The organism is Pannonibacter sp. SL95 (assembly GCF_026672425.1).
Taxonomy (GTDB): domain Bacteria; phylum Pseudomonadota; class Alphaproteobacteria; order Rhizobiales; family Stappiaceae; genus Pannonibacter.
The window spans coordinates 1,494,669-1,521,639 of the sequence record NZ_JAPPRC010000003.1 but is presented as its reverse complement, the minus strand read 5'-3'; the positions used below and the strand labels follow the sequence as shown (position 1 = coordinate 1,521,639).

At 62.7% G+C, this 26,971-nt stretch carries 26 protein-coding genes; 10 read left to right on the top strand and 16 right to left on the bottom strand.

Features of this window, described 5'->3' with window-relative positions; translation table 11 throughout:
• The first annotated feature begins 62 nt into the window (after positions 1 to 62).
• The 4 genes from OVA12_RS07825 to OVA12_RS07810 all read left to right on the top strand — a co-directional run bounded on the left by OVA12_RS07825 (position 63) and on the right by OVA12_RS07810 (position 3,575).
• On the top strand, positions 63 to 497 hold the full coding sequence (locus tag OVA12_RS07825) for a hypothetical protein (protein ID WP_268136026.1): 435 nt from the start codon (positions 63 to 65) through the stop codon (positions 495 to 497).
• A 136-nt stretch (positions 498 to 633) separates the two neighbouring features.
• Positions 634 to 1,014 carry a dihydroneopterin aldolase gene (folB, locus tag OVA12_RS07820; protein WP_268136025.1) on the top strand — a complete coding sequence of 127 codons (381 nt, stop codon included), beginning with the start codon at positions 634 to 636 and terminating at the stop codon, positions 1,012 to 1,014.
• 115 nt (positions 1,015 to 1,129) lie between these two features.
• Entirely contained in the window at positions 1,130 to 1,468 is a 339-nt protein-coding gene (locus tag OVA12_RS07815) for a hypothetical protein (RefSeq protein ID WP_268136023.1), read from the top strand.
• 316 nt (positions 1,469 to 1,784) lie between these two features.
• The gene (locus OVA12_RS07810) at positions 1,785 to 3,575 is read left to right on the top strand and encodes a methyl-accepting chemotaxis protein (protein ID WP_268136021.1); all 1,791 of its coding nucleotides are present in this window, start codon (positions 1,785 to 1,787) and stop codon (positions 3,573 to 3,575) included.
• A 96-nt stretch (positions 3,576 to 3,671) separates the two neighbouring features.
• On the opposite strand, the gene OVA12_RS07805 is transcribed toward OVA12_RS07810, so the two are convergent.
• On the bottom strand, positions 3,672 to 5,204 hold the full coding sequence (locus tag OVA12_RS07805; protein ID WP_268137047.1) for an acyl-CoA carboxylase subunit beta: 1,533 nt from the start codon (positions 5,202 to 5,204) through the stop codon (positions 3,672 to 3,674).
• Between the two features lie 230 nt (positions 5,205 to 5,434).
• Here OVA12_RS07805 and OVA12_RS07800 point away from each other — a divergent pair, with 230 nt between their 5' ends.
• From OVA12_RS07800 to OVA12_RS07775, 6 genes are all read left to right on the top strand, one after another.
• Positions 5,435 to 6,859 (top strand): circularly permuted type 2 ATP-grasp protein, encoded by a 1,425-nt coding sequence (locus tag OVA12_RS07800; protein WP_268136019.1) that lies wholly within the window; start codon positions 5,435 to 5,437, stop codon positions 6,857 to 6,859.
• A 4-nt stretch (positions 6,860 to 6,863) separates the two neighbouring features.
• Positions 6,864 to 7,808 (top strand): alpha-E domain-containing protein, encoded by a 945-nt coding sequence (locus OVA12_RS07795; RefSeq protein WP_268136017.1) that lies wholly within the window; start codon positions 6,864 to 6,866, stop codon positions 7,806 to 7,808.
• 46 nt (positions 7,809 to 7,854) lie between these two features.
• Complete coding sequence (locus tag OVA12_RS07790) at positions 7,855 to 8,673, top strand: transglutaminase family protein (protein WP_268136015.1); 819 nt, start codon at positions 7,855 to 7,857, stop codon at positions 8,671 to 8,673.
• 40 nt (positions 8,674 to 8,713) lie between these two features.
• Positions 8,714 to 9,445: a proteasome-type protease gene (locus OVA12_RS07785; protein ID WP_268136013.1), complete on the top strand. Its 732-nt coding sequence runs from the start codon at positions 8,714 to 8,716 to the stop codon at positions 9,443 to 9,445.
• Between the two features lie 169 nt (positions 9,446 to 9,614).
• Positions 9,615 to 10,253 carry a class I SAM-dependent methyltransferase gene (locus tag OVA12_RS07780; protein ID WP_268136012.1) on the top strand — a complete coding sequence of 213 codons (639 nt, stop codon included), beginning with the start codon at positions 9,615 to 9,617 and terminating at the stop codon, positions 10,251 to 10,253.
• A gap of 213 nt (positions 10,254 to 10,466) precedes the next feature.
• Positions 10,467 to 11,000, top strand: coding sequence for a DUF2938 domain-containing protein (locus OVA12_RS07775; RefSeq protein ID WP_268136010.1), 534 nt, complete (start codon positions 10,467 to 10,469; stop codon positions 10,998 to 11,000).
• A gap of 32 nt (positions 11,001 to 11,032) precedes the next feature.
• Here the strand turns inward: OVA12_RS07775 and OVA12_RS07770 are convergent, their stop codons facing one another.
• The 15 genes from OVA12_RS07770 to rplO all read right to left on the bottom strand — a co-directional run bounded on the left by OVA12_RS07770 (position 11,033) and on the right by rplO (position 26,960).
• Positions 11,033 to 11,815, bottom strand: coding sequence for an ATP12 family chaperone protein (locus OVA12_RS07770; protein ID WP_268136008.1), 783 nt, complete (start codon positions 11,813 to 11,815; stop codon positions 11,033 to 11,035).
• Entirely contained in the window at positions 11,815 to 12,495 is a 681-nt protein-coding gene (locus OVA12_RS07765; RefSeq protein ID WP_268136006.1) for an HAD-IA family hydrolase, read from the bottom strand. The genes OVA12_RS07770 and OVA12_RS07765 overlap by 1 nt, the downstream gene beginning before the upstream one ends.
• Before the next feature lie 38 nt (positions 12,496 to 12,533).
• Positions 12,534 to 13,535, bottom strand: coding sequence for an RluA family pseudouridine synthase (locus OVA12_RS07760; RefSeq protein ID WP_268136004.1), 1,002 nt, complete (start codon positions 13,533 to 13,535; stop codon positions 12,534 to 12,536).
• Between the two features lie 191 nt (positions 13,536 to 13,726).
• Positions 13,727 to 14,104: a fluoride efflux transporter CrcB gene (crcB, locus tag OVA12_RS07755; RefSeq protein WP_268136002.1), complete on the bottom strand. Its 378-nt coding sequence runs from the start codon at positions 14,102 to 14,104 to the stop codon at positions 13,727 to 13,729.
• 89 nt (positions 14,105 to 14,193) lie between these two features.
• Complete coding sequence (locus tag OVA12_RS07750; protein WP_268136000.1) at positions 14,194 to 16,584, bottom strand: patatin-like protein; 2,391 nt, start codon at positions 16,582 to 16,584, stop codon at positions 14,194 to 14,196.
• 86 nt (positions 16,585 to 16,670) lie between these two features.
• The gene (locus OVA12_RS07745; RefSeq protein WP_268135998.1) at positions 16,671 to 17,987 is read right to left on the bottom strand and encodes a replication-associated recombination protein A; all 1,317 of its coding nucleotides are present in this window, start codon (positions 17,985 to 17,987) and stop codon (positions 16,671 to 16,673) included.
• Positions 17,988 to 17,990: 3 nt separating this feature from the next.
• Positions 17,991 to 19,445: a DegQ family serine endoprotease gene (locus tag OVA12_RS07740; RefSeq protein WP_268135996.1), complete on the bottom strand. Its 1,455-nt coding sequence runs from the start codon at positions 19,443 to 19,445 to the stop codon at positions 17,991 to 17,993.
• 102 nt (positions 19,446 to 19,547) lie between these two features.
• On the bottom strand, positions 19,548 to 21,728 hold the full coding sequence (locus tag OVA12_RS07735) for a methyl-accepting chemotaxis protein (RefSeq protein ID WP_268135995.1): 2,181 nt from the start codon (positions 21,726 to 21,728) through the stop codon (positions 19,548 to 19,550).
• Positions 21,729 to 21,901: 173 nt separating this feature from the next.
• Positions 21,902 to 22,327: a 50S ribosomal protein L17 gene (gene rplQ, locus OVA12_RS07730; protein WP_268135993.1), complete on the bottom strand. Its 426-nt coding sequence runs from the start codon at positions 22,325 to 22,327 to the stop codon at positions 21,902 to 21,904.
• An 82-nt stretch (positions 22,328 to 22,409) separates the two neighbouring features.
• Positions 22,410 to 23,432, bottom strand: a complete 1,023-nt coding sequence (locus OVA12_RS07725) for a DNA-directed RNA polymerase subunit alpha (RefSeq protein WP_268135992.1) — start codon at positions 23,430 to 23,432, stop codon at positions 22,410 to 22,412.
• 83 nt (positions 23,433 to 23,515) lie between these two features.
• On the bottom strand, positions 23,516 to 23,905 hold the full coding sequence (gene rpsK, locus OVA12_RS07720) for a 30S ribosomal protein S11 (RefSeq protein ID WP_161675675.1): 390 nt from the start codon (positions 23,903 to 23,905) through the stop codon (positions 23,516 to 23,518).
• Positions 23,906 to 23,972: 67 nt separating this feature from the next.
• Positions 23,973 to 24,341: a 30S ribosomal protein S13 gene (gene rpsM, locus OVA12_RS07715; protein ID WP_268135990.1), complete on the bottom strand. Its 369-nt coding sequence runs from the start codon at positions 24,339 to 24,341 to the stop codon at positions 23,973 to 23,975.
• Between the two features lie 168 nt (positions 24,342 to 24,509).
• A complete protein-coding gene (locus OVA12_RS07710) occupies positions 24,510 to 25,115 on the bottom strand; it encodes an adenylate kinase (protein WP_268135988.1) in 606 nt (201 codons plus the stop codon).
• A complete protein-coding gene (secY, locus tag OVA12_RS07705) occupies positions 25,112 to 26,443 on the bottom strand; it encodes a preprotein translocase subunit SecY (RefSeq protein WP_268135986.1) in 1,332 nt (443 codons plus the stop codon). The genes OVA12_RS07710 and secY overlap by 4 nt, the downstream gene beginning before the upstream one ends.
• A 46-nt stretch (positions 26,444 to 26,489) precedes the next feature.
• Positions 26,490 to 26,960, bottom strand: coding sequence for a 50S ribosomal protein L15 (rplO, locus tag OVA12_RS07700; RefSeq protein ID WP_268135984.1), 471 nt, complete (start codon positions 26,958 to 26,960; stop codon positions 26,490 to 26,492).
• Positions 26,961 to 26,971: the final 11 nt, after the last annotated feature.

The following is a 26,971-nucleotide window of genomic DNA, read 5'->3' as shown; positions in this document are numbered from 1 at the left end:
TATTATCCACCCCGGTAATAAATACGGGGGGTGTTATGCGGGGAGTTTCACTGGCGGCACTGATGCTTGTGTCGACGTACGCCGCAACGGCAGCAAATGCGGAAGATCAATATTGGCGGCATGAAACCGTCAAGGGATTCGAAAAATACTATACCGTCACCGACGATGGATCGCATTTCATCATCTGGTGTGAACCCGCCCGCAAGCTGGCTGGCGCCACGCTCGACATCGACATCAAGGGCCAAGGCGCACCGGCGCGCGAGACGATCAAGATCGTTCTGGACCGCGCCGCCTTCGACATGACCGCCGACGCCCAGGGCTACGTCAAATCCGAATGCGCGGCCTGCGCCGATCGCTCGACGATGCTCTGGAAGAAGCTGGAAACCGCACGCAATCTTGCCGTCCGGTTTTCGGATGAGCGCTACTCGCAATTCTCCCTGCGCGGCGTTCGCGAGGTCCTGAAGAATTCTCCCTGCGCTCCGGCGCGGACATCCTGAGCAGGCCTGCGTCGCAATCTGGCCAGCCGCCGGCCTGTGACAGCTGGATTTTCGCCGGGCGCTGTCCTATGAGGCAGGCGGCCCGGCGGTTCTCCGCCGGAGCGGGCATGTGCCCGCCGACGCAGGAGCCCGACGCATGGACGTCATCTATCTCGAAGACCTCGCCTTCTTCGCCTATCACGGCCTTTATGAGGAAGAGAGCCGGCTTGGCCAGCGTTTCCATGTGGACCTCGCGTGCTGGATGGATCTTGGACCGGCCAGCCGCGAGGACGACTACGCCCTGACTGTCTGCTATGGCACCTTGACCAAAGTCGTCGAGGGCGTGGTCACCGGTTCCAGATTCAAGCTCATCGAACGTCTGGCCGGCGCGATCGCCGAGGCTGTCCTGGCCGCCGATCCGCGCATCGACAAGGTCCGTATCCGCGTGCACAAGCCGGGCGCTCCGCTGCCGATTTCATCCGGCCGCGCCAGTGTCGAAATCGAGCGCAGCCGCCCTGCTGAACAGCAGCCCGCCTGACCACACGAAGGTGATGCGCCGAGCCCCTTCTCAGGACATATTTCTGTCTTACGTTAGGGTGAAAGTCCGGGTGTAGCCCAGCCCGTCCGGCAGCCGCACAAGCACACGTCCCGCAGTGGAGCGCCCCATGCACATCGCAACAGCACGTTCGCCTTTTCGCATTTTCGCTGCCGCGCTGGCCTTCCTCGCCCTTACTCCCCTTGCCCAGGCGAGACCGGATCTCAGGCAGATGAGCTGCAAGGAGGCGCAGCAAACCCTCATCCGCAATGGCGCTGTGGTCTTCACCACTGGACGGAACACCTATGACCGCTTTGTCACCAGCCGTGCCTACTGCGACAGCTGGGAAGATGCCGTGCCAGCCTATCAGCAGACACGCGACAGCGCGCAGTGTCAGGTCGGGTTTCAATGCAAAGAACCGCTGTTCGGCCGCGGAAACAGGTTTTTCGACGATTAAAGATGACGCGGCATCGATATTTATTCGGATAAAGCAAGTTCCGCGCCGCAACAACCCGGAGACTTTGCCCCCTGCTCGTTAAGCACGATCAGACCGAAACAACCCCAAATCAAATCATGAAAATATGCAAAATCACACAGCAAAATTTCAAATCTGGACTGGTTAATCATTTGAGTAAATGCACTGCTTGAAAATACAATCAAGAGTATATGTCACTTAACCTAGAAAAGATGCAAATTTTCGAAATTTAACCGCTCATTTACAGGGGCGCTGCAAAATTCCCTTACGGCATAATCGGCCACTCGGGGGAATTGTAATGCGAATTTCTACACTCATACTTGTGGCAGCAGGCATCTCCGCAGTATCGGGCGCCGGCCTCGTGTTTGCACTGCAGCAGTCCGCACACGCCAACCATCACCTGGGAGAGGCAATCGAGAGCAAGTATCAGTCATACTTGCTGGCCGATGAACTGCGCCAGAGCTCGGATGACCTGACACGCCTTGCCCGGACTTATGTGGTGACAGGTGACGCGCAATTTGAGGCGCAGTACAACGCGATCCTCGACATCCGCAACGGCAAGAAGCCGACGCCTCAGGACTACCATCGCATCTATTGGGACTTTGTCGCGGCCGGCAACGCCAAGCCGCGCGCCGACGGATCGACCCAATCACTGCAGGACCGGATGATTGCCGCAGGCTTCACGGAAGCCGAAATGGCGCTGCTCGACGAAGCCAAGAAAAACTCCGATGGCCTCGTGGCGCTGGAAGTTGAGGCCATGAACTACATCAAGGGTCTCGACAAGGACGGCAAGCCGATCGCGACCGACGATCCGGCCAAGCCGATCAAGATGCTGCACAGTGCGCAGTACCACACCTTTAAGTCCAACATCATGAAGCCGGTCGACAAGTTCTACCAGCTGATGGAAGAGCGCACCAGTTCTGCGATCGACGAGGGCCAGGCCGAAAACAAAATGGCCAATCTGATCCTCGACATCTCGATTGCCGTCACCCTGGCAACGCTGTTCGGCCTGGTCGCCCTCGTCTACTTCGCCATGCTGCGCAGCATGAACCGGCTGGGCAACGACATGACCGCCATCGCCGGCGGTGCTATTGATACGCAGATCTCTGCACTGGGGCGCAGCGACGAGATCGGGGACATGGCGACCGCCCTCGAAAGCTTCCGCCAGTCCCTGATCGAAAAGCGGGCGATGGAAGGCCGTCAGGCCGAAGAGGCCGCCGCCGTCAATCAGCGCATCGCAGCCGAACGGCGCAACATCGCCATGTCCTTCAATGAACGCGTCGCCGGCATCTTTGGCGATCTGTCAGGCTCGGTGAAGGATCTTCAGGGCATCTCTGGCCAGCTCAAGCACTCGGCCAGCGCAACGGATGAACAGTCCCGCCGCTCGCTGGTGGCAACGTCCGAGGCTGGCTCCGCCGCCCAGACCGTGGCGTCTGCGACCACCGAGCTGACCTCGTCCCTGTCCGAGATCACCTCGCGCATCACCCATGTGAAGACCCGCATCGGCGCTGCAAGTTCAGTCTCGTCCGAGGCAAGCACCAATATGGAGCGGCTCGACAAGATGGCCGAGAGCATCGGCACCGTCATCGGCCTCATCCAGGACATTGCCGAACAGACCAATCTCCTGGCCCTCAACGCCACCATCGAGGCCGCCCGCGCCGGCGAATCCGGCAAGGGCTTCGCGGTTGTGGCAGCCGAAGTGAAGACGCTCGCCAACCAGACCGCCCGGGCAACCGACGACATCCGCACCCAGATCGAGGCGATCCAGAGCTCGACCACCAGCTCCGTCTCGTCGATCAACTCAATCAACGGCATCCTGACCGAAATGCAGGGCTTCGTCGAAGATCTCGCCTTCTCGATCGCCCAGCAGGAAGAGGCAACCGGCGAAATCGCCCGTGCCGCCCAGGTCTCGACCCACAACACCGACACCCTGACCCAGTCGGTCAACCAGGTCGGGTCGATGACCCAGGACAACAGCCGTCTCGCCGACAAGCTGCAGGACGAGGCCCAGACCCTCAACCAGCGCGCAAGCGTGCTGCAGAAAGCCATCGAAGCCTTCGTGTCCGAGACCTCCGTCAAGGCCGCCTGACGGCCTGTCAGACGCGTGCAGACATAAAAAAGGGCGGATCCCCGGATCCGCCCTTTTTCATTCAGCGTCGTGAAGCGCCCTGCCCGGCTTTGCCGCTCAGAGCGGGATGTTGTCGTGCTTCTTCAGCGGCATTGCCACTTTCTTGGCACGCAGCAGTGCCAGCGCGCGGGAGACGCGCTTGCGGGTCGAATGCGGCATGATCACCTCGTCAATGTAGCCGCGCTCGGCTGCAACGAAGGGATTGGCGAAGCGGGTCTCGTAGTCCTTGGTCCGCTTGGCGATCTTGTCCTTGTCGGCCAGTTCCGAGCGGTACAGGATCTCGACTGCGCCCTTGGCCCCCATCACCGCAATCTCGGCCGTCGGCCAGGCGTAGTTGATGTCGCCGCCGATGTGCTTGGAGCTCATCACGTCATAGGCCCCGCCATAGGCCTTGCGGGTGATGACGGTGACTTTCGGAACGGTCGCTTCGGCATAGGCAAACAGCAGCTTGGCGCCATGCTTGATCAACCCGCCATATTCCTGCGCCGTGCCCGGCAGGAAGCCCGGAACGTCGACGAAGGTGACGATCGGTATGTTGAAACAGTCGCAGAAGCGCACGAACCGCGCGGCCTTGCGGCTGGCGTCACTGTCCAGCACACCCGCAAGCACCATCGGCTGGTTGGCAATGATGCCCACCGTCCGGCCCTCGATGCGGCCGAAGCCAGTGATGATGTTCTTGGCAAATCCGGCCTGGATCTCGAAGAAGTCGCTCTCGTCGACGGTCTTCAGCACCAGTTCCTTCATGTCATAGGGCTTGTTCGGATTGTTCGGAATCAGCGTGTCGAGGCTGAGATCGAGCCGCGAGGGATCGTCGTGGCAATCGACTTCCGGCACATCGGCCGCGTTGTTCATCGGCAGGAAGTCGATGAGGCGGCGCATCTCCAGAAGCGCCTCGACATCATTGTCGAAGCCGCCATCGGCGATGGAGGACTTGGTGGTGTGGACGCTTGCCCCGCCCAATTCCTCGGCCGTCACCGTTTCATTGGTCACGGTCTTCACCACATCCGGCCCGGTCACGAACATGTAGGACGTGTCGCGCACCATGAAGATGAAGTCGGTCATCGCGGGCGAATAGACATCGCCGCCGGCGCAGGGGCCCATGATCAGCGAGATCTGCGGGATCACACCCGAGGCGATCACGTTGCGCTGGAACACCTCGCCATAGCCGGCCAGCGCGGCAACGCCTTCCTGGATGCGCGCGCCGCCAGCGTCGAACAGCCCGATGATCGGAGCCCGGTTCTGCAGCGCCATGTCCTGGATCTTGATGATTTTTTGGGCATGGGTTTCGGACAGCGATCCGCCAAAGACCGTGAAATCCTTGGAAAAGACATAGACAACACGGCCATTGACCGTGCCCCAGCCCGTGACGACGCCGTCCCCCGGGATATGCGCCTCGTCCATGCCGAAGTCGGTGCAGCGGTGCTGCTTGAACATGTCGAATTCCTCGAACGACCCTTCGTCGAGGAAAATGTCGATGCGCTCGCGTGCCGTCAGCTTGCCCCGCGCGTGCTGGGCGTCGATGCGCTTCAATCCGCCGCCGAGCCGCGCGGTTTCGCGCCGGTGTTCCAGTTCGGCCAGGATTTCCTTCATGGTGTGCCCCTTTGGCATGACGTGCTTTGCCATCGGTCTATCATGAGCGCGCAAAGCCCGGAAAGTCAGCACAAAGATGGACGCCGGGCTCCTACCGGGTGATGGACAGCCAAGCAAGCCCGACAATGTGCCTAAAGGTAAGGCAGCCAAGCCGGAAGATTGCGCTTTTGCAGTCTGATGGCATTTGCCATGCTTGCCTAAATGATCGGCAAACGACGACGGGGGAGAACATGGCCGCAGAACGGGTGGTGTTCAACGAAATGCTGGGACTGGATGGCACGGTCCGCCCGGCCTATGCCCGGCTTGCAGACTGGCTGGACAAGCAGCCGAAAGGCTTCCTGTCGCGCAAGAACCGCGAGGCCGAAACCATCTTCCGCCGCCTCGGCATCACCTTCGCCGTCTATGGCGCGCAGGCAGCGACCGAACGGCTCATTCCCTTTGACCCGATCCCGCGCATCCTCTCGGCTGGCGAGTGGCGGCGTCTTTCGGCCGGCATCGACCAGCGCGTGCGCGCGCTCAACGCCTTCCTGCATGACATCTACCACCGCCAGGAGATCATCCGCGCCGGCCGCATCCCCGCCGACCTGATCATCCAGAACGCAGCCTTCCTGCCCGAGATGGTCGGCTTCACCCCGGCCCGGCGCGTCTATTCTCATATCATTGGCACTGATCTCGTTCGCGTCGGCGAGAATGACTTTTATGTTCTGGAGGATAACACCCGCACGCCCTCCGGCGTCTCCTACATGCTGGAGAACCGCGAAACGATGATGCGGATGTTCCCGGACCTCTTCCAGATGCACCGGGTGGCGCCCATCGAGCACTACCCGGAACTTTTGCGCCAGACGCTGGAGAGCGTTGCGCCGGAGGGGGCGAACGGGGATCCGACCATCTGCATCCTGACGCCCGGCATCTACAACTCGGCCTATTTCGAGCACGCCTTCCTCGCCGACCAGATGGGTGTAGAGCTGGTCGAGGGCCGTGACCTCTTTGTCGACAATGGCAAGGTCTGGATGCGCACCACGCGCAAGCCGAAGCAGGTGGATGTCATCTACCGCCGCATCGACGATGCGTTCCTGGATCCCCTCACCTTCCGGCCGGATTCGATGCTGGGCGTGCCGGGCCTGTTCGACGCCTATCGCGCCGGCACGGTGACGATCTGCAATGCGCCGGGCACCGGCATTGCCGACGACAAGGCGATCTACGCCTATGTCCCGGACATCATCGAGTTCTACACCGGGCAAAAGCCGATCCTGAACAACGTGCCGACCTGGAACTGCTCACGGCCCGACGACCTTGCCTATGTGCTCGACAACCTGGCCGACATCGTCGTCAAGGAGGTGCATGGCTCGGGCGGCTACGGCATGCTGATCGGACCGACCGCCTCGAAACGGGAAATCGCCGCCTTCCGCGAGATCCTCAAGGCCAATCCGACCAACTACATCGCCCAGCCGACGCTGGCACTCTCGGCCTGCCCGACGCATGTGGCCTCGGGCGTTGCCCCGCGCCATGTCGATTTGCGCCCCTTCGTGCTGATCGGCGATCAGGTGCGCATCACGCCGGGAGGATTGACCCGCGTGGCGCTGAAGAATGGCTCCCTGGTGGTCAATTCCAGCCAGGGTGGCGGCACCAAGGATACCTGGGTTCTGGAGGACTGATCGCATGCTTGGCCGTACCGCCTCCTCCCTGTTCTGGATGTCGCGCTATCAGGAGCGCGCGCACAACACTGCCAAGCTGCTGGAAGCAGCCTGGCGCACGGCCATGCTGCCGCACCTCGGCACCGATCCTGCCGGCGACTGGCGGTCGGTGCTCGCCGGTGCCGGTTGCGAGGCCGCCTACAAGGAAAAGATCGGCGAGATCACCCAGCGCGGCGTCGTTCAGTTCATGCTGTTCGACAAGCGCAACCCCTCCTCGATCCATTCCGGCCTCGAGACCGCGCGCAACAATGCCCGCTCGGTCCGCACCGGCATCACCTCGGACATGTGGGAGGCGATCAACACCACCTGGATCGAGTTTGCCGACGTGAAGCCACAAACGGTCAGCCAGGACCGGCTGCCGGAGTTTCTGGCCTGGATCGGCCAGCGGACGCTGCTGTTCCGCGGCGCGCTGCTGGGAACGATCCTGCGCGATGACGGCTATTACTTCTCGCAGCTCGGTCATTTCGTCGAGCGCGCCGACCACACGGCTCGGGTTCTGGACACGCGCTACTGGATCTTCCTGCCGGACACCGACGTGGGCGGCAACGCGCATCATCACCAGTGGACGTCGATCCTGCGCGTCATGTCGGGCCTCAGAAGCTATCGCTTTGCCTATCCCGACCCGCGCATCAAGGGCGTGAATGTGGCAGACTTCCTCATCCTGCGCCGGGAAATGCCGCGCTCGCTCGCCCATTGCTACGACTGGATCAATGGTACAATGGCCGATCTCACCGCCTTCTACGGCGACGAGATGCCCAGCGCGGCACAGGCAGCCGTCATCCACGAACAGCTGCGCGGCGGATCGATGAAAGACATCTTCGAGAGCGGTCTGCATGAGTTTCTGACCGATTTCACCTTGCGCAACAACGCTTTCGCTGACCGGCTCGCGCGTGACTACAACTTCGCCTGAAATTGCGCCTGAGACGTCTTCCCAGACGGACCGAGGATAAACGACCATGCGCCTCACTGTTCGCCACACAACGCGCTACCGCTATGACACGCCGCTCGCCAACGCCATGCAGCAGCTGCGCCTGACGCCGCCGCATGGACCGGGCCAGCGGATCCTGTCCTGGTCCATCAATGCCCCCGGCATCGAGCGCGCCACGGCCTATCACGATGCGTTCGGCAATCTGGTGCACATGATCTCCTCCAGCCTGCCGATCGAGGAGGTCGAGATCACCGCCACCGGCGAAGTGGAAACGGCAGATCTCGCAGGGGTGATCGGACAGGAGGTCGCCGAGGCACCCGTCCGCGTCTTCACCCGCGTCACCCAGCTCACCGAGGCAAACCAGGCGATCCGCAAGCTCGCGCAGCTGATCACCCCTGCAGATCAGATTGCCGGCTGCCACGCGCTGATGCACGCCATCCGCGACAAGGTCGGTTACCGAATTGGCGTGACGGAGACACATGCCTCCGCCCAGGAGGCGCTCGCCACCGGCGAAGGCGTCTGCCAGGACCATGCGCATATCTTCATTGCCGCCGCCCGCGCCGCAGGTGTCCCGGCCCGCTACACATCCGGCTATCTGCATCTGGAGGCCGAGCAGGAATCTGAGGCCCATCACGCCTGGGCCGAGGCGTGGCTCGAGGGGCTTGGCTGGGTCGGTTTCGACATCTCCAACGGCTTGTGCCCGACGGATCGCTATATCCGCTTGACGGTTGGGCTGGACTCGCGTTCCGCTTCTCCGATCCGCGGCATCCGGTTTGGTGGCACCGAGGAGAACCTGCGCGTCGAGGTCGACGTCCTGCGCGCCGAGGGACAGCAACAGCAGCAATAGCCGCGCCTGAGTGGCCGCCGCTATCAGAGGCAGACGACACGTGACCTATTGCGTCGGATTGAAACTGGATCGGGGGCTCGTCTTTGCCGCCGACACCCGCACCAACGCGGGCGTGGACAACATCGCCTGCTTCAAGAAACTGCACACCTGGGAACTGCCGGGCGAGCGCGTCTTCTCGCTGATGACCGCTGGCAACCTTGCAGTCTCGCAGTCTGTCGTGTCGATCCTGTCGGAACAGATCGCTGCACCGACCCAGAACCCGGTCAACCTGATGACCGTGGAGACCATGTTCCAGGCAGCCCGGCTGGTTGGCCAGTCGGTGCGTGACGTGCGCGCCATTGATGGCGAGGCTTTGGCGGCCAATGCCGAGAGCTTCTTCGTCACGATGATCTTCGGCGGCCAGATCAAGGGCGAGGAGCCGCGCCTGTTCCAGATCTATTCGGCCGGCAACTTCATCGAGGCAACGAAGGACACGCCGTTCTTCCAGATCGGCGAGCACAAATACGGCAAGCCGATCCTCGACCGTGTCACCCGCTCGGACATGCGCCTGGGCGAGGCTGCCAAGCTGGTGCTGCTGTCCTTCGATTCGACCCTCCGGTCGAATCTCTCTGTTGGCATGCCGATCGATCTGCTGCTCTACAACACCGACAGCTACACGCTGAAGCGGCAGAAGCGCATCCACAAGGATGATCCGTATTTCCAGACCTTGTCCTCCGCCTGGTCCAACGCCCTGCGCAAGGCCTTCACGGAGATCGAGGAATTCGAGATCTGAACTTGGCACCAACAAAACCGGTCGCGGTATGTCCATTTCTGGTGACCAGAGCTGACGCCTGCGCGAAATGCAGCATTTGAATGCATTTCGCGCCTGTTCCCCGCAGTCCTTGCCTGCCTCTAAGCTGCCCTAGTTCGACAGGTCGTGCCAGGTCAGCGAGGAGACAAGCATGTTCATTCCTATGCAGCGGGACGACTGGAACCGTCGTTACGCCACCAGTGAGTTTATCTGGACCGAAGAAGCGAACACGTCCCTCAAGCTGGAATTGATAGGGATGACACCCGGTGTCGCGCTGGACCTTGCGGCCGGTGAAGGGCGCAACGCCGTTTGGCTTTGCGAACAGGGCTGGCAAGTCCATGCGGTCGACTTCTCGGAGGTCGCCTTAGAAAAGGCGGCGAAGCTGGCCGCGCAGCGCGGCGTTTCCCGGCAACTGACGACAGAAACCTCTGATCTGCTTAACTTCATTCCGCGCGAAAACGGTTTCGACCTCGTCATCATTTTCTACTTGCAGGTACCTATGGAGGAACTTCGGCAAGTGTTGAGGACCGCGGCGCGCGCCGTCGCGCCTGAGGGCACTCTGCTGTTGGTCGGACACGACAGCGACAATCTGCGCCACGGCACAGGCGGCCCTCAGGATCCAGAGGTACTCTACACCGCCGATGACGTTGCCGGAATTCTCGCCGGCACACTGTCGATCGAGAAGGCCAGCCGCATCGAACGCCCGGTCAGGCGCTCCGATGGCATGCGCGTTGCCATTGACTGCCTGGTCCGAGCATCGCGGTCAGAGCTTTCAAGCAGACGAAGCTAACCCCTTTTCCAGCGCAGACGGTCACGCTGCCAATGCTGGACATCTTTGGATTCAATCTGCTTCCGGCGCCAACCTGAAACGGACATGCAGGCATTCCGGCACCGGCACGAGCACGCCAGCCGAAGCGCAGCATAGATCAGCCTCGCACCAACCGCTGCGATCCCGGTTGGTCTGGCGCAAGAGCATGTAAGTTTGGATCGTGAGGGATCAGTTATGACCAAATACAGGGATTATGTTCTCTATTCGCTGTTTGTCGGAATAGGAGCCACCTTGGTTCTCGATCTATGGATTCTGTTCAGCGGCACATTCCTTGGCATGCGCGGGGCAAGCAACGCCATCCTCGGACGATGGTTTGCCCATCTGGCCGACGGCACGTTCCAGCATTCAACGATCATGCAGGCCCCTGAGTTCGCCAACGAGGTAATCATCGGCTGGCTGGGTCACTACATGGTCGGCATTCTGTTCGCCGGCCTGTTTCTGGCTGTCATGGGGCTGGACTGGGTTCGTCGGCCAACTCTCTTGCCGGCGCTGATCTTCGGCATCTCGACGATCATCGCGCCGTTCTTCCTGATGCAGCCAAGCATGGGGTTTGGCATCGCATCAAGCCTGTCGCCAGATCCGATGGGGGCACGCATTCGAAACCTTTGTACGCATTTCGCGTTTGGCGTCGGCCTCTATGTCTCGGCGACGGTCCTGTGCCAGATCCTGCGCCGGCGTTTTCTTGGCAGGTCCACGGCCCGGGCCTAAGCATTCAAGCAGCGACCTGCCGGAAAGCAGCTCTACTGGGGGCTGGAGGTCAAGATCAGCGCTGCCGCGTCATATTCCTTGCGCTTGTAGGCGCGGATGCGTTTTGCTTCCGCGTCTTCGCCCCAAAGTTCGGCATTCCAGTCCTCGTCGACATGCGCCGCGGACCACAGCGCCTCGGCCTCGTGCGCGCCACGTGCCAGCAATAGGGCAATAACCGCCGAGCCGGTGATCGAGGTCACCGTATGCAGGGCCGCGAGCTGGAGCGGGCTGAAGCCGTCCAGCGCCTTGCGATAGGCTGCAACCAGGGCCTCGTCCTGACCGACATGCATGACGCCTGCCCCAAGGCGGAACCGCGCGCCAAGCTCTGCGGCCGCTGCCTCCAGCAGCGGATCCCAGGTGAGGCGCTGACGCTCGGCCAGGCGCGCCGGGTCTTCGGCGCGGTAGCACAGGGCGTCATTGCCGGCATAGCGGGCGATCTCGTCCGCCACCTCGGCAAAACGCTGGCCGACGGCATCGATTGCCGCATTGGCGATGCGCGTCAACGGCATGAGACCGGGGTTGATGACGCTCTCCTGAGCGTCCCATTCCGCCGCTACCGCCTCGGCAAGCGCCTTGTTGGGCAGGGCCAGCAGCTTCTTGGCTGGCGTCTTCACCTGGCGCCCGTCGAGGGTCACTGCATGCCCGCCCTCGGTCTCGGTAATGCCGACACTCTGGTAGAAGCGCTTCGGCAGTTCGCGGCGCGCCAGTTCCTTGGCCCGTTCGACCGGGTCGTACTTGGCAAGATCCGAGTTGAGGTCTTCGAAGATGTCGCGCATCAGCTGTTCTCCAGAGCCCAGCCGAGACGCGCTGCCAGCGCTGCCTCAAGCTCGGCAAACGTATCAATGACCAGATCGGCGCCCGCAGCTGCCAGCGCAGCGCCGTCGTGATAGCCCCATGTCACCCCGACCGCATGCGCGCCCGCCGCCCGGGCCATCTGCATGTCGAAACTGGTGTCCCCGATCATCACCGTGCGGTCCCTGCCCGCACCGGTCTCGCCCATGGCCCTCAGGATCATGTCCGGATGCGGCTTGGACGGGCTGGTATCAGCGGTCTGGATGGTGATGAAACGGCCTTCGAGGTCATGGACCTTCAGCATGTGATCGACGCCGCGGCGTGCCTTGCCAGTGGCAAGCCCCATCAGCACGTCCCCGCGCTGGCCGATGCGATCGACAGCCTCGCGGGCACCGGGATAGAGCGGATCGAAATCCAGCCCTTGCGCCCGCCGCTGCTGCTTGGAGGCCCGATAGGCGGCAGCCATCCGGCCGACCTTGTCCTGGTGCTCCGGGCCGACGAGCTGGGCGAAGGCCCGCTCCAGCGACAGCCCGACAATCGACAGCGCCTCGCGCCGCCCCGGCATCGGCAGGCCCACATCGGCAAAGCCGACCTCAAGGCCGTGCAGGATGGTCTCCTGGCTGTCCACCAGCGTGCCGTCACAATCAAACAGGATGAGATACATTCACCTGCGATCCAAGCTTGCGGCCACAGGGCGGCCGGTCAGTCGATTTCGTCCTGTTCCTCGACGTAGTCGCCCACGTCAAAGCCAAGGAGGTTCCAGGTCTGCTGCATGTGCGGCGGCAGGGGAGCCGAGACGTCGATCTTCCCGTGGCCGGAGGGATGCGGGATGATGATCCGGCGTGCCAGCAGATGCAGGCGGTTCTGGATGCCGCCGGGCAGCTCCCAGTTCTCGATGTTGAAATACTTGTCATCCCCGATGATCGGATGATGGATATGCGCGGCATGGGCGCGCAGCTGGTGCGTGCGGCCCGTCACCGGCTTCATCGTCACCCAGCTGAGCTTCTGCGCCGACTGCTCGACCACATTGTAGAGCGAGACGGCGTGCTGCGCCTCGTCCTCGCCATGGCGGGCGATCTTCATGCGCTCTTCGCTCTCGTCGCGTGCCAGGAAGGTCGAGATGCGGCCCTGACGCGGCTTGGGAACGCCGGCCAGCATCGCCCAGTAGATCTTGCGGGTGTTGCGATGGCGGAAGTTCTTGGTCAGCTCCTGCGCCGCCAGACGCGTCTTGGCGACGAGGATGATGCCCGAAGTCTCGCGGTCGAGACGATGCACCAGACGCGGCTTGTTGCCCTTGCTGTCGGTGAAGGCATCGAGCATGCCATCAAGATGGCGCTTCAGGCCCGAGCCGCCCTGCACGGCCAGGCCGACCGGCTTGTTCAGCACCATCACCATGCTGTCCTCGAACAGCATCATGTCCTCGATGGCCTTGCGGTCATCGTCGATGAGCTTGCTGGACTTGGGACGGGCGTTCATCCGGTCATCGGCCTTCAGCTCGATGCCGAGCGGCGGCACACGCACGCTCTGGCCGGTGGCAAGGCGCGTCGCGCTGTCGGCGCGCTTGCCATCCACGCGCACCTGACCGGTGCGCAGGAGCTTCTGCAGATGACCAAATCCAAGCCCCGGGAAGTGGGTCTTGAACCAACGGTCGAGGCGCATGCCAGCCTCGTCGGCGGACACGGTTTTCAGTTCGATGCCGGACATATGGATCTCATCATGACGGGGCGGCTCTTGCGGCCCCTGCCGAAAGTCCTGCCTCAGTCCCGGATGTGGCGAGTGTCGCAGCCGGGCGCTTCAAAAGCCATGCCCGGCCGTGGTCTGCCACAGCCTTTTGTCGTTATGCCCCTCATAAGCGGGCTTCAGCAAATTGGCAAAGGAAATCCTCGGCGGCAGCGTCAGCCAACGGCCCGAGCCAGGCCAAGCCCGGCAAAAAGCGCAAGGATCGAGATCACCACCGAGGTCACCACATAGACGAGCGCCAGCCCCGTGTCTCCGCGCTCCCACAGAACGGAGACATCGAGGGAGAAGGCCGAGAATGTCGTGAACCCGCCGAGCACGCCCGTGGCAAAGAACAACCGGAGCCCGCTTGGAACACCGCCGCTCTGCTTCGCCAGCCAGCCGACAAACAGCCCCATGACCAGCGAGCCGACGATATTGACCGTCAGCGTCGCATAGGGAAAGCCTGTGCCCAGCAGGCGCGGCGCCAGCGTGTTGACGCCATGCCTGAGGCCAGCCCCAAGCGCTCCGCCCAGCATTACCAGAAGATAGTCCACGCCCTGCCCTCACTCACCGCGCCGCCGGCTCCCTCGCCAGGCAGCATCTCAATGCCACAGCAGGCGGTGAACGCAAGTGGTGCAGCCCCTCAATCGCGCCCGAGCCGGCTGAGGATCAACGCCTCAACCATCGGGATCAGCTCGGGATCGGCTCCGAGGAAGGGCTTTTCTTCCTCAAGGATCGCCAGGAACAGGCGCCGTCGCAGCCGTCGCACCACCTCCTCCGGCAATCGCTTCGATGCAATCGACGACTGGACAATCGCGACAAGGCGATCAGCGGCCGTCAGCCGCCCCCACAGATAGTCATGCTCGCGCCAGGACCGGTTGAAGAACGCGCCAAAGGTGTTGAGCGCTGAGCCCTTGAGCACGAAGCCATCGTCCAGCAGGGAACTGGCATCGCGCGGGCTGATCCGGTCCACCAGCGTCTCGTTCACCTCGGAAAAGTCGCTGCGCTGGAACACGGGCAGCGTGACCAGATCATAGAAGGCAAAGCCGACATAGGCGCGGGTCAGTTCATGGCGCAGCACCGGGATGAGATAGGTGTAGGTCATCACGGCAAAGACGTCGTCATGCAGACGGTCGAGATGGACGAGCCCCATGTGCCTGCCGACCTGGTCGATCACACTTTCGATCTGCGACGGGTCGATCTGTCCACCGCCGACGGCAAGTTCCGCCGCCGCTTCGGCGATGGCCATCGGATAGGTCTCTGCGGACCAGCAGCTTTGCAGCTTGTCGATCTGCTCATAGAGCTCGCGTTTCAGGGCATCGAGATCATCCGGCTTCTGCGTCGTCACTTCGTGGGCGCGCGACTGATAGAAGCTGTTGAGCTTGCGCACGACAAAGCGCAGACGCCGCACCCGGTAGTCGACATCCAGCTGCTTGAGGAAGGCAATGATGCGGTCCGAGCGGGTCTTGGACGGCGCTCCCGATCTCCCGTTGCCATGCCCGTCATCGCGGGCAGCGTCACGCAGGAGATCGCGGATGGCGTCCAGCACATCGCCTTCGGGCAGGATGACACCCGCCCTTGCCGAAAGCGCAACGAGCAGCCCCGAGATCCGCTCCGCCAGCGCCTGCAGTTTCAATGTCTGGTAGCCGAGATAGGCGTAACCGGCCTGACGGTGTGCGGCTTCGTTGGCGGCCGTGCGGCACTGCGTCAGTTCCTCGATGGTCAGCGGTGCATCACGGCCATCCGGCAGGATCCGCGCGACTTCGCGTTCGACCATCGGTTCGGTATCGGCAATCACTTCGGCCAGCCTGCGGGCGCGGCGGTTGCGCGCCTCGATAGCCCTCAGATCATCGCCAATCGGTTCATTGCGCGGGATATGCGCCAGCGAGGACAGGATCACGCGGAAGAAGCCCGGCACACTGTCGCCATCCGGCAGCTTGCCGCGGTCTGCCCCGGAGGGCACCGGGTCGACATAGACCAGCCGCCGCGCCACTTCCCGCGTCGCCGGCCGCTCGCCAATGGCGGCGATCACCGGCGCAAAGGGCTTGTTCATCACCACGCTGCCGTCCACGAAGGAGCGGCGCAACAGGTCATCTTCGGTGCCGCCAAGAATGCCGGTGAGAAACGCCATCCGCGTTTCCCAACGCTCGCCGCGCTCGGCCAGCACCTTGTCCATCTCGCCCACCGTCGCCGGCGGGAAGGCACCGGGAAAACTCGACGTCGCCCGCGCCGCAAACACATGCGCGGGGGCATAGGCCGGGGTGAACTGGCTGTCGAGCACGCCGGGCGTCCGGTGATGGCAGGAAAACTTGAGGATGCGCCGGTGTTCGCGCTCGTCGATATAGACGGGCTCATCGATGCGGATGCGCTGGCTGCGGCCGAAGTAATCCGTCAGCGTGACGAAAAGCTCCAATGTCTGGCCATTCGGCACAAGGCTCGCGCCCGGGCGCCAGTTCTTGTCCATCTCGCGGCAGGCATCCAGCATCCAGCCGATGTAGCGCTCGCCGGAGAACGGCGGGGTGAACCAGCGCGACTGGGTCAAGAGCCGCAGCTTCTCGCGTGTCTCGGTGCTGTTGATCTGGGCCTTGAGGCCGGATGTGATCATCCGGTCAAAGACGGGCGACATGCCACTCTTGAGAATGCGGGTCAGCCCGTCCTGCGGTTGCGCCAGCCGGGTCACGTCGGCGTTTTCCAGCCAGAGGTCCCGGTGCGCATCCAGCGGCAGGTCATGGGCGAGCGCCCGCGCCAGCATCACGCCATTGACACCTCCGGCGGAAGCGCCTGCGATGGCATCCACCACCACGCGCACATTGATGTCCGGATCATAGGCCTGAAGCAGCGCAATATAGGCGCGCGTGGTCGGGGAGAGAACCGAGCAGCTCGCGCCATCGTCGACATCCAGCGGCTCCCGCGCGCCGTGACAGCTTGAAGCTTTCACCAGGTTCAGGATCTCGCGGCTGACGCCATGCATGTAGATCGCCAGCGAAACCCCGCCGTAAAACACCAGCGCCAGCCGGATCTCGATCTGCTTCATGACCGCCCCCAACATCCCAAGGTCGCACCGGTGTGACAGCGCGCCTTCCTCCAGCCCATCAAGCCACAGGGGACGTTTCGGCTTTGCTAAGAGCGGTCGCTGCGGCTGCGTTCACGGCGCAGCCGCGCCCAGTAGTCCAGCCGCTTGCGGATCTCGCGTTCGAAGCCGCGCTCCGGTGGATCGTAGAACGTCTGCCGCCCCATGCTCTCGGGGAAATAGTCCTGGCCCGAGAAGCCATCGGGCGCGTCATGGTCATAGGCATAGCCCTCGCCATAGCCTTCGTTCTTCATCAGCTTGGTCGGGGCATTGAGGATATGCTTGGGCGGCAGCAGCGAGCCATTCGCCTTTGCCGCACGGACCGCGGCCTTGTAGGCGACATAGACCCCGTTCGACTTCGGCGCCGTGGCCAGATAGACGACACACTGGGCGAGAGCGAGTTCGCCCTCCGGTGAACCCAGCATCTGGTAGGCATCGCGCGCCGCATTCGCCTGAACCAGCGCCTGCGGATCGGCCAGACCGATGTCCTCCACCGCCATGCGGATCAGCCGGCGGGCGAGATAAAGCGGGTCCTCGCCGCCATCCAGCATGCGGCAGTACCAGTAGAGTGCCGCGTCGGGATCCGAGCCGCGCACGGACTTGTGCAGGGCCGAGATCAGATTGTAGTGGCCGTCCTGGCTCTTGTCGTAGATCGGTGCGCGGCGCTGGACGATCTCCTGCAGCCGCGCCGCGTCAAACACCTCGCCCGGTTCCGCCGCGCGCCAGACATCCTCGGCAAGTGTCAGCGAGGACCGCCCGTCCCCGTCGGCCATGCGGATCAGCACAGCGCGCGCCTCTGCATCCAGCGGCAAGGGACGGCCCTCCTCCGCTTCCGCCCGCTCCAGCAGCCGGCCGATCGCCTCACTGTCCAGCGACCGGAACGTCATCACATGCGACCGTGACAGCAGCGCCGCGTTCAGCTCGAAGGACGGGTTTTCCGTCGTGGCCCCGATCAGCGTGATGGTTCCGTCTTCCATCACCGGCAGGAAGCTGTCCTGTTGTGCCCGGTTGAACCGATGGATCTCGTCGACGAACAACAAGGTGCCACGCCCGGCCATGCGGCGGACCCTGGCGTTCTCGAACACCTTCTTCAGATCGGCCACGCCGGTAAAGATCGCCGAGACCTGCTCGAAGCCGAGATCGGTTGCGTCCGCAAGCAGCCGGGCAATTGTCGTCTTGCCGGTTCCAGGAGGGCCCCAGAAGATCAGCGAGCCAAGCGTGCGGGTCCGCAGCATGCGCGAGAGCGTGCCATCGGGGCCAAGCAGATGGTCCTGCCCCACCACATCCTCCAGCCGCTGCGGCCGCAGCCGGTCGGCAAGCGGCCGGGGTCCGAGCGGCGTGGACGCGGCGGAGAAGAGGTCACTCATGGCTCACCCGCGCAGGACGATGCGGGACACCTCGCCGCCGCGCTTCACTTCCAGCCGCCACAGCCGCGGCTTGCGGCTGGTGGCCCGGTCCAGCATGGCGGTGGTGGCGATCTGCTCATCATTGATGACGAGAATGATGTCGCCCACCTGGAGGCCGACCTGCGCGGCCGGCGAGCCTTGCGCCACCTCGGCGATGACAACCCCCTCCTCCAGCACCTCAAGTCCCAGCTCTTCGGCGACAGCAGGAGACAGGTTCATCACCGTCGCGCCTTCAAAGGGCGAGTAGTTGCGGATCAACCTTGCATCGCGCGGCGTGGTCTCGGGTGCGACCTTCAGCGCGACGCTGACCTCGTTGTCCTTGCCGGCGCGGCGCAGGCTAAAGCGGGTCTCACCGCCAACGGCCTTGGTGGCGAACCGGTAGCCGAAGGAATCCGGGTCCAGCACCTCGATGCCATCCACGGCCGTGATGAGGTCACCAACCTTGAGACCGGCCGCATCGGCCGGGGAGCCGGCAAACACCCGTGTCACCAGCACGCCGCGCGGCCGGTCCAGCCCCAGCGCCTCGGCAATCTCGGCGCTGACCACCTGAACTGTCGCGCCCAGCCAAGGGCGCTCGATCTTGCCGGCATTGACGGCCGAATTGGCGACGAATTTCACCATGTTCGCCGGAATGGCAAAACCGATGCCGTTGGAACCGCCCCCGCGCGAGAAGATGGCTGTATTGATGCCGACCAGACGCCCCTGCATGTCCACCAGCGCGCCGCCGGAATTGCCCGGGTTGATCGCAGCGTCGGTCTGGATGAAGAACTGATAGTCGGTGATGCCGACGCGGGTGCGCGCCAGAGCCGAGACGATGCCCTGGGTCACCGTCTGCCCGACGCCAAAGGGATTGCCGATGGCCAGCACAATGTCGCCGACAGCCAGCGAATCTGAATCCGCAAAGTCGACATTCGGGAAGTCTGCCCCGCCATCACGGATGCGCAGGACAGCCAGGTCCGTCCGCTCATCCTTCAGGATGATATCGGCATCGAACTCACGCCGGTCTGCAAGGGCGACCCGGACTTCGTCGGCATCCTTGATGACGTGGTTGTTGGTGATGATGACGCCATCGGCGGAAATGATCACGCCGGAGCCAAGCGAGGATTCCATGCGCTGACGCGGCCGGTTGGCGCCCGGCACCTGATCGCCGAAAAACCGGCGGAAGAATGGATCATCGAGGAAGGGCGATACCGGCTGCTGCACCATGCGGCTGGCGTAGACGTTGACGACCGCTGGAGCCACCGTCTTCACGATCGGCGCGAAGGACAAGGTGATCTGCGCTTCCGACGCTGGCACGACCCGTTCCTGCACCTGCGCAGTCGGAACCGGCACCGTGGCCAGCAGCGCCAGTGTTCCACAGGCCGCGGCCAGGCGCGCCAGATGTTTCAGACCGGTCGCGAGCGGTGCGGACAGACCCATTGGTTCACTCCTTCCAGAACGACGAATCCGGCCCAGAAGGCCGGATTCGATACATGCCAGATAGGAATGCTCGGGCGCAATGCCAAGGGCAGCAGAGCCGCCTCAGGCCGAGCGAACCTGTGCCAGGAACGCGCGGACCTCCTGGTCAAGATGACTGGCCTGCTGCGACAGTTCGCCCGCCGAGGCGACGAACCCGCTGGCGGCAGCGCCCGTGCGATCCGTGACTTCATTGACGCGGCGGATGTTGGAGGAGACCTCCGCCGTCCCCCGCGCAGCGCGCTGGGTGTTAGCGGCAATGCCCTGCGTTGCCGCGCTCTGCTCCTCGACCGCCGACGACACTTCCGTCACAGAGACGGTGATCTCGTTGATCGTCTCTTGAATATCGCCAATCGCGGCAACGGCATCTTCGGTGGCGGAGCGGATCGCATCGATCTGCTGCTGGATCTCGCCGGTCGCCTTGCCGGTCTGCGATGCCAGTTCCTTGACCTCGGAGGCCACGACGGCAAAGCCACGACCGGCCTCACCGGCGCGAGCGGCCTCGATGGTCGCATTGAGCGCCAGCAGGTTGGTCTGGTCGGCGATGTCGGAAATCAGCGTCACCACCTCACCGATCCGGTTCGCGGCCTCGGCCAGCGACCGGACGGTGGCGTTGGTTGCCTGCGCACGCACGGTTGCCGTCTGTGCCACCGAGGAAGAGCGATGAATGAGTTCGCTGATCTGGCGGATGGAGCCCGACAGCTGGTCAGACGCAGAGGCAATCGACTGCACCTCGTTCATCGCCTGGCTGGACATGTCCGCCGCGCGCGACGCGCTGTCGCCAGCGACAGCGGTCATCTGCTGCACGTCATTGGCTGCATTCTGTAGCGTGTGGGCCGACTGCGACACGGACTCCACGACCTTGCCAACCGTCGCCTCGAAGTCACGGGCAAGATTTGCCAGCATTTCCTTGCGCTGACGCCCAATGTTGCGGCCGCGCTCGCCTTCCTCGTGGGTCCGGCGCTCCTGCTCGGCAGCCGCATTCTCGCGGATGGCGACAACGGCCCGGCCGATCTCTCCGATCTCGTCGCCACGACGGGCGGCAGCAATATCGGTCGTCAGATTGCCGGCGGCAATCGACTCGAGTGCCCTGACCAGGATGGTCAACGGACGGGTGATGCTGCGGGCAAAGACCAACGCGACAACGGCCGCCCCGGCCAGTGTGATCAGCGTCCACAGGATCATCTGGTCACGCATCGCGGTGACAGATGCCATCGCCTCGTCCAGCGTCTTCTCGGCGACAACGGCGTATGTCTTGCCCATGAAGGTCAGCGGACGTGCAACCAAGAAGCGGGTGACACCGTCGTCCCCTGCAACCTCGCCGCTCCCGGCTACACCCGACAGGGCCTGCAGGATCGGCGCCGACTTTGCGGTGGCTACCAGCGCCGTCGGCTGGTTTGCCAGCGGCATGTTCGATAGGACCGTCCCGCCCTCCCCGACCAGATAGCTCTGCCCGGTATCGCCCATGCCGTCCCGGTCCGCCAGGATCCCGTCAATCAGTTCGGCACCGACGCGCAGGGCCATCACGCCCATGAACTTCTTTTCGCCGAAGGTCTCGATCACGACCGGCTGTGCGACGAAGAACGATGGCGCGCCGCCGGCAACGGCATAGGGCGCGAAACCAGTTGCAACCTGCGTGCCTGCAGGCTTGTTCGCAGCATTGCTGAACGCCTCGGCCAATCCGGTTGAGGCCATCGCCGGGTCGGTCACCGAGGTGAGGAAGTCCTGTCCCTTCGTGACCGAATAGAGCACATAGCCATCTGGCAGCACGCCATAGATGTCGCCATAGCCGCCAAGCTTCCAGGTATTCATGAAAGCCGAATGCAGTTCGCTGTGCCGCCAGGAATACATCGTCTTGTTGTCGGTCCCGACGCGCGCCGCGCGATCAGCAGCACCCATTCCGGCCGGCTGATAGTATTCCCGGATCGCGGGCATATCGCTCTCGATATTCACGCGCGTTCCCGCAAGATCCTTCATCAGCAACGCCGCGCCGGCACTGGTAGCGGCGTTGGTCAGGTCGGCCTCGATGTTGGCCAGCTTGGCGTTGAGCAGCGCCTGCCGCCCGTTGACCACCAGCTCGAGCTCGGACTTGGCCGCCTTCTCAAGGCCATCACGGCCGCTGACGTAACCGATGACCCCCACCGCCGTGCAGGCAGCAAACACCAGTCCAACCGTCAGTGAAGGAATAATGACCGAAAGCCGGAGAAGACGGTTCGATCGTTGTGGCATGCTTGAAGAGGCAGTCATGAATACCAAATCCCGCTCTGATTATTGACGCAGAGCATGGTTCGATGACGCTTAACAACGCGATAACAAGCCGTCACACTTTTGAGCAGACCACCCCTTAACTACCTCAGTGGCCAAATAAAAAAGGCGGGCCGAAGCCCGCCTTTTCCGGAAGAACAGTCGCTCTTCAAATATTACGCAGCGTTTTCAGCAGCCTGCTCGGCAGCAACGCGAGCGCGGTCCGAAGCACCACGTGCGGACTGGTCACGATCAACCAGCTCGATCACGGCCATCGGGGCGCTGTCGCCATAGCGGAAGCCCGCCTTGACGACGCGGGTGTAACCGCCGTTGCGCTCCTTGTAGCGGGTCGCCAGCGTGTCAAACAGCTTGCGAACCATTGCGACGTCACGGATCTGCGAGATCGCCTGACGGCGGGCGTGCAGGTCGCCACGCTTGCCGAGGGTGACCAACTTGTCCATGATCGGCTTCATCTCCTTTGCCTTCGGCAGGGTGGTGATGATTGCCTCGTGTTCGATCAGCGACGCTGCCATGTTGGCAAACATCGCGTTGCGGTGGCTCGATGTGCGGCCGAGCTTGCGGCCGGATTTCCCGTGGCGCATGGCCCTCTCCTTTTGACTTTAGACTTCAGGCGGCGCTCACAGCGACGCGCCTGGGTGAACCTTGACCGGGGCGCTTGCGCCCTCAGTACTGATGATCTTCGTAACGCTTGGCGAGATCTTCGATGTTCTCCGGCGGCCAGTTCGGCACGTCCATACCCAGGTGGAGACCCATCTGGGCGAGAACTTCCTTGATCTCGTTAAGCGACTTGCGACCAAAGTTCGGAGTGCGCAGCATCTCTGCTTCGGTCTTCTGGATGAGGTCGCCGATGTAGACGATGTTGTCGTTCTTCAGGCAGTTTGCCGAACGAACGGACAGCTCGAGCTCGTCCACCTTCTTGAGCAGCGCCGGGTTGAAGGCCAGCTCGGGGACAGTGTCCTCGGCCACTTCGCGCTTCGGCTCCTCGAAGTTGACGAAAATCGAGAGCTGGTCCTGCAGGATGCGCGCGGCATAGGCCACAGCATCATCCGGCTTGACCGAGCCATCGGTCTCAACCGTCAGCGTCAGCTTGTCGTAGTCAAGAACCTGGCCTTCACGGGTGTTCTCCACCTTGTAGGACACTTTCTTGACCGGCGAGTACAGGCTGTCGACCGGGATAAGGCCGATCGGCGCGTCTTCCGGACGGTTCCGGTCGGCGGCCACGTAGCCCTTGCCCGTGTTGACGGTGAACTCCATGCGGATCTCGGCGCCCTCGTCCAGCGTGCAGAGCACGAGGTCCGGGTTGAGCACCTCGACATCACCAACGGTCTGGATATCGCCAGCGGTCACGAGGCCAGGACCCTGCTTGCGCACAACCATGCGCTTGGGGCCTTCGCCATGCATGCTGATTGCGATTTCCTTGATGTTCAGGACGAGGTCCGTCACATCTTCGCGCACGCCCGGAATGGACGAGAACTCATGCAGCACGCCATCGATTTGCACCGCGGTGACGGCAGCACCCTGCAGCGAGGACAAAAGGATCCGGCGCAGGGCGTTGCCCAGCGTCAGGCCATAGCCACGCTCCAGAGGTTCTGCGATCACGGTGGCGACGAAACGCGGGTTGTCACCCGGCTTCACCTCCAGCTTGGTCGGCTTGATCAGCTCTTGCCAGTTCTTCTGAATGGTCACGTTCTTGCCCCTTCGGCTGTCCCGCCGGCCTCAGCCGGCCATTCTTCGCCATTGGAGGAAACCAATGTCCAAGACGAGAGGTCTCAGACGCGACGACGCTTGCGCGGACGGCAGCCGTTGTGCGGGATCGGCGTCACGTCGCGGATGGACGTGATCAGGAAACCGGCAGCCTGAAGGGCACGAAGCGCGGACTCACGGCCCGAACCCGGACCACGGACTTCAACTTCCAGGGTGCGCATGCCGTGCTCGGCAGCCTTGCGAGCGGCGTCTTCGGCGGCAACCTGCGCGGCATACGGGGTCGACTTGCGCGAACCCTTGAAGCCGAGCGCGCCGGCGGACGACCAGGAGATCGCATTGCCCTGGGCATCGGTGATGGTGATCATGGTGTTGTTGAACGTGGAGTTCACGTGTGCGACGCCAGAAGAGATGTTCTTGCGTTCGCGGCGACGCACGCGCGTCGTGTCCTTAGCCATAGTCTATCCTTACTTTCGATCTCGACACCGCCGTAGTTCCGGCGGCTCCACCAGCTGATACGCCGGATTACTTCTTCTTGCCGGCGATCGGCTTCGCAGGGCCCTTGCGGGTCCGGGCGTTCGTATGGGTGCGCTGACCGCGGACCGGGAGGCCACGGCGATGACGCAGGCCGCGGTAGCAGCCAAGGTCCATGAGGCGCTTGATGTTCATCGCGGTTTCGCGACGCAGGTCGCCTTCCACGAGGTAATCGCGGTCAATGGTCTCGCGGATGGCGAGAACTTCGGCGTCAGTCAGCTGGTTGACGCGACGCTCGGCAGCGATGTTCACCTTCTCGATGATTTCCTGCGCGAACTTCGGGCCAATGCCGTGAATGTACTGAAGCGCGATGACAACGCGCTTGTTCGTCGGAATGTTGACGCCAGCAATACGTGCCACGATCGTCTCCATGTTTGGCAGCCATTTGGCCGCCTGGTTGGTATTCCCCGCGTCCGGTGGAGCCCGGCCCTTGCGGGAGCTTAAGTTGCCGGTTGGGACCAGCACAGAATGTGCCGACCCCGGGCAACCCGGAACCGGCACATAATCTTCTGGATTAGAGCGCGCTCTTTAGCGAGTCTCAACGCTTTCGTCAAGCTTGGAAAGAACGCCAGCGATTGCATCCGTTACGGTATCAATCGGCTGCATGCCATCGATCACTGTCAGGAGGCCATTCTTCTCGTAGAACGGAATGACCACGGCTGTGTCGCGGTTGTAGGCTTCGAGCCGCTGCTTGAACACCTCCGGATCATCATCCTTGCGCACCGGCAAACCGGCCGCCTTGGTCTCGGCGGCGCGGTTGATGATCCGCGAGACCAGCTTCGACTGGTCAACGCGCAGTTCGATCACGGCATCAAGACCGATGCCGTTCTCGGCCAGCATGTCCTGCAGAGCCTCTGCCTGGGCAAGCGTCCGCGGAAAACCGTCCAGGATGAAACCCTTCTGGGCGTCCGGCTCGGCGATCCGCTCGCGGATGATGCCGACAACAATGTCATCCGAAACCAGACCACCGGCATCCATCACCGCCTTGGCCTTCAGACCAATCGCGGTGCCGGCGGCAACCGCCGCCCGGAGCATGTCGCCGGTCGACAGTTGAGGAATGCCGTGCTTCGCAACAAGGCGAGTCGCCTGCGTCCCCTTCCCTGCGCCCGGAGGTCCGACCAGAATGAGCCTCATCTCCGCTTCCCCCTCAACTTCGCTTTTTTCACAAGACCTTCATACTGATGCGCAAGCAGATGACCCTGGATCTGGGAAACAGTGTCCATCGTGACGCTCACGACGATCAGCAGCGAGGTTCCACCGAAATAGAACGGAACGCCAGTCGCGGAAATTAGGAATTCGGGTAAGAGACAGACGAGAGTGATGTAGATCGCACCAACCACGGTGACACGCGTCAGGACATAGTCAATGTACTGAGCCGTCCGCTCGCCCGGACGAATGCCCGGAACGAAGCCACCGTGCCGCTTCAGGTTGTCCGCCGTTTCCGTCGGATTGAACACGATTGCGGTGTAGAAGAAGCAGAAGAACACGATCATGGCTGCATAGAGCAGCATGTACAGCGGCTGGCCGTGGCCAAGCAGCGCGGTGATCGTGGTCAGCCATTCGTTGCCCGAACCAGCCGAGAAACCGGCAATTGTGGCGGGCACCAGCAGCAGCGACGATGCAAAGATCGGCGGGATGACACCAGCAGTGTTCAGCTTCAGCGGCAGGAACGAGGTGTTGCCCTCGAACATCTTGTTGCCAACCGTGCGCTTGGGATACTGGATCAGCAGACGGCGCTGCGCCCGTTCCATGAACACGATCAGGGCAATGACGGCCACCGCAAGCACGATCACCATGAGGATGATCCAGGTTGCAAGTGCACCCTGACGGCCAAGTTCCAGCGTCGACACGATGGCCGACGGCAGACCTGCGACAATGCCGGCGAAGATGATCAGCGAAATGCCGTTGCCGATGCCGCGCGAAGTGATCTGCTCACCCAGCCACATCAGGAACATGGTGCCACCGGTCAGCGTGATCACCGCGGAAATGCGGAAGAACATGCCGGGCTCGGTCACCACATTCGACGCGCCTTCGAGACCGACGGCAATGCCATAGGCCTGGACGATGGCGAGAAGCACGGTTCCGAACCGGGTGTACTGGTTGATCGTCTTGCGCCCCTGCTCGCCTTCCTTCTTCATGGCTTCGAGCGACGGAACAACCGTCGTCATCAGCTGCATGATGATGGAGGCGGAGATGTACGGCATGATGCCGAGGGCGAAGATGGCCATGCGCTCGACGGCACCGCCGGCGAACATGTTGAACATGCCGATGATGCCGGACTGGGCCTGGCTGAAGGCCTGGGCAAAGGCATCCGGGTTGATGCCTGGCAGCGGAATGTAAGTGCCAAGCCGATAAACCAAAAGCGCCCCCAGTGTGAACCAGATGCGCTTCTTGAGTTCTTCAGCCTTTGCGAAGGCCGAGAAATTGAGATTTGCCGCAAGTTGTTCGGCAGCCGATGCCATGCCGTGCTCCGGAAGGTTGCTGTCCGATAATGGGGGAAGCCCAGGCCTATTCGGCCTGAGCTCCAAGAACGACGACCTTGCCGCCGAGCTTTTCAACTGCTTCGATTGCCGACTTGGACGCGCCGGCGATCTCGAACGACACAGCAGCCTTCAGTTCACCGTCGGCCAGGAGGCGGACGCCGTCACGAAGACGCTTCAGGACACCAGCAGCCTTCAGCGCTTCAGCGGTGACAACCGCCTTGGCATCGAGCTTGCCGTCGTCAATCGCCTGCTGGACGCGGCCCAGCGAAACGATGTTGAAGTCCTTAGCAAAGATGTTGGTGAAGCCGCGCTTCGGCAGACGGCGATGCAGAGGCATCTGGCCGCCTTCGAAGCCCTTGATCGCAACGCCGGAACGGGACTTCTGCCCCTTCACGCCACGACCACCGGTCTTGCCCTTGCCAGAACCGATACCGCGGCCAACGCGGGTGCGGTTCTTGGTCGAACCGGGATTGTCCCGGAGATCATTGAGGTTCATTGATCTTTACT